Genomic DNA, 3,177 nt, shown 5'->3' with positions numbered 1-3,177 from the left:
GACGCGCAGCCTTCGACCGAGCAATACTCGCTGTTCCGCGCCTATCTCGACGCCCGCCACCGCCGCGGCGGCATGTCGGACATGACGGTGCTCGACTACGCCATGATGGTCGAGGATACCCATGTCGACACCAAGATCATCGAATACAGGCGGCGCGGCCCCGACACCTTCATCACCGGCAAGGGCCAGGGCGAGCTGATCGCGGTGGCGCTGACCGACAAGATGGCCGACGGTCTGTCGATGGTCTATTCCTACTTCAATCCGGACTTCGAGGACCGCTCGCTCGGCACCTTCATGATCCTCGACCATATCGCCCGAGCGAGAGCCATGGGCCTGCCCCATGTCTATCTCGGCTACTGGGTCAACGGCTCACGCAAGATGAGCTATAAAATGCGTTTCATGCCGCAGGAGCATCTCGGCCCGAAAGGCTGGGAACGCTACGACCACGAAGCGGTCACGCGCTGACTAACCCTTTCCAAGCCCGACCTAGAAGCAATTCCAGGAAAAGTGTGTAGCGGTTTTCCGTCCGGAATTGCGTAATCACTGCAAACTGTTTCAAGCAGCGGGATGCTGGTCTTGCCGTCGAACGGCGAGAGAATGCGCTATCGCGCGGCCGGCCGTCCGCCTGCAAATTCCATTGCGAGAATTGCCGACATGTCCTCACACCACGACCACCAGAAAGGTCTCCTGCTTACCGCCATTGGCGGCCTGACGCTGACCGTCGACATCCCGCTGATCAGGCTCGCCCATGGCGAGGCATGGACGATCCTGTTGCTGCGCACCGGCACAACTTTCCTTGCCGGGATTCTCATCTGGACGGTCTGGCGCTCGCTGAGCGACCGGGCGCCGCAACTCGTTCCCGGCCGGGCGGGGCTTGCGGTGGCGACGCTTTACGGGCTCGGCTCGATCGCCTTCATCACTGCCGTCTACAACACCTCGACCGCCGACCTCGTCTTCATCCTCGCCTTCACCACCATGTTCTCGGCGTTGCTGTCCTGGCTGTTCCTGAAAGAACGGCCACGGCCGCTGACGCTGGTGGCGCTGGCGGTGATGATCCTCGGCGTCGCCATCATCGTCGGCGACTCCATCGGTAGCGGATATCTGTTCGGCGACGTCATGGCCCTGTGCTCCGCGCTCTGCGTCGCCTGTGCGATCACCATCTCACGCGCCAGCGGCAAGGACATGGGCTTCACCTCGCTTATCGGCGTGGTGCTGCCCTTCACCGTCGCCGCCTTCATGGTCTGGAAGACCGGCTTTCAGGTGGATGCGCCGTGGTGGATCATCTTCAACGGCGCCGTGATCATGCCGGTCTCCTTCTTCTGCCTCGCCAACGGGCCGAAATACATCACAGGGCCGGAAGTGGCGATGTTCTACCTGTTGGAAACGGTGCTGGCGCCGGTCTGGGTCTGGATGATCTTCGCCGAGACCCCGTCGCGCAACAGCCTGATCGGCGGCGCGATGCTGATCGTGACGCTTGTCGGCCATTCGCTGTGGCAGTTGCATGAGGGGCGCAAGCGCCGCGCCACGCTGGCGGTCAGTCACCCGGTCTGAAGCTTCTTCTTTTCGGCGGCGATCTCGATCTGCGGCGGGCCGTCCTTGGTCTCCGCAAGCGCCGTGGCGGCGGAATCGTCCATCAGCTCGACCTCGCGCAGCCACTCGCGCCAGATCGCGACCAGGAGCGCCATCAGCACGGGGCCGATGAACAGGCCGAGGAAGCCCATTGTCTTGACGCCGCCGATCAGGCCGAAAAAGGTCGGCAGGAAAGGCAATTTGATCGGCCCGCCAACCAGCTTGGGGCGCAGCGTCTTGTCGACGATGAAGAGCTCGACCGCGCCCCAGGTGAACAGCGCCAGCCCCGCCATCAGAGAGCCGCTGGCGGCAAGGTAGATCGACACCAGGGTGAAGGAGAGCGGTGCGCCGCCGGGGATCAGCGCCATGATGCCGGTCAATGCGCCAAGCGTCACCGGCGACGGCACGCCGGCCAGCCAGTAGGCGACGCCGAGCACCACTCCTTCGCCGATGGCGATGATGGTCATGCCGGTGACGGTGGACGAGATCGTCGCCGGCACCACGCGCGAGATCCGCTCCCAGCGGGTCGGCAGGATGCGCTCGCCGAGGCGGTCGACCTGCGCGGCGAAATGTTCGCCATCGCGATAGGCGAAGAACAGCGCGATCATCATGAACAGCAGCGTCAAAAGCAGGCCGAAGGCGCTGCCGCCGGCGGCGAGCGCGCCGCGATAGATACTGCCGATATTGGCGCCGCTGACCAATTGGATCAGCTCGCCGATGCCGCCGGGATGGCCGAGATTGGTCGTCCACTGCTCGTTCAGCCACTCACCGATAATGGGCATGGTGGCGATCCATTGCGGCGTCACCGCGCCGTGGCGGTTGGTCTCGATCGCCCAGCCGACCCATTCGCGCAGCTCATTGATGGCGTAGGTGCCGGCAAGCGCGATCGGCACCACCAGGAAGGTGAGGATGAAGAGGATGGCGAAGGTTGCGGCAATCGTGCGGTTGCCGCCGACGGCGGTGAGCAGGCGCCGGTAGAGCGGCCAGCTGGCGAAAGCGATGACCAGCGCCGCCAGCACCGGGAACAGGAAACCGTGGAAGAAATAGACGCCGGCGGCGACGATCAGCACCAGCAGCCAGCGCGCCGCCGACAGCGGCGGGATGACGGCGGCCCTGAGCGGCGTCGACAGGCCGAACAGCCGCTGCCCCGGTTTCTGGATCTCAGCCTGCTTCAAACGTGCATTTCTCCCCTGCCCGGGTTGCTTATGCACCATCATAGTGCAGCAATCGTGACGATAGTCCAAATGATTGGGCGGAGGCTTTTCCTTCTCCCCTTGTGGGAGATGGTGGATCGGCGCGCAGCGCCGAGACGGATGAGGGGTGCTGGAAGAAACGCGACGTCAAGAGATTCAAGGATTTGAAGCGCTTACATTCGAGAGGCAGCGATCCTTCCAACACCCCCTCATCCGGCCGAGCTTCGCTCGTCCACCTTCTCCCACAAGGGGAGAAGGTTGGGCGCTTCCGCTACCCGAACTTCCCCGTCCTCGGGAAACCCTTCGGCACCATGCGGCCGGCGGCGGCGCGGGCGCCGATCCATTCGGCCAGTTCCTCGCGCGAGCGGGTGAAGGTGCGGTCGGCCGAATCCTGCCACGACAGACCTGTCTCCAG

3 protein-coding genes are annotated in these 3,177 nt (G+C 64.0%); 2 read left to right on the top strand and 1 reads right to left on the bottom strand.

Going from position 1 to position 3,177, the window contains the following annotated elements; all coding sequences use genetic code 11:
• Positions 1-465, top strand: a 465-nt coding sequence (locus tag EOA33_RS29530) for a GNAT family N-acetyltransferase (protein WP_127407244.1), incomplete at its 5' end; no start/stop codon positions are given.
• A gap of 189 nt (positions 466-654) precedes the next feature.
• Positions 655-1,551, top strand: a complete 897-nt coding sequence (locus EOA33_RS29525; protein WP_126054973.1) for an EamA family transporter — start codon at positions 655-657, stop codon at positions 1,549-1,551.
• On the opposite strand, the gene EOA33_RS29520 is transcribed toward EOA33_RS29525, so the two are convergent.
• Complete coding sequence (locus EOA33_RS29520) at positions 1,539-2,744, bottom strand: AI-2E family transporter (RefSeq protein WP_126054974.1); 1,206 nt, start codon at positions 2,742-2,744, stop codon at positions 1,539-1,541. The two genes, EOA33_RS29525 and EOA33_RS29520, sit on opposite strands and share 13 nt — an antisense overlap.
• Positions 2,745-3,177: the final 433 nt, after the last annotated feature.

The organism is Mesorhizobium sp. M4A.F.Ca.ET.050.02.1.1 (genome assembly GCF_003997725.1).
In the GTDB taxonomy this organism is placed as follows: Bacteria; Pseudomonadota; Alphaproteobacteria; order Rhizobiales; family Rhizobiaceae; genus Mesorhizobium.
Note: the sequence above shows the minus strand (reverse complement) of the source record. Positions and strands in the feature narration are given on the sequence as shown.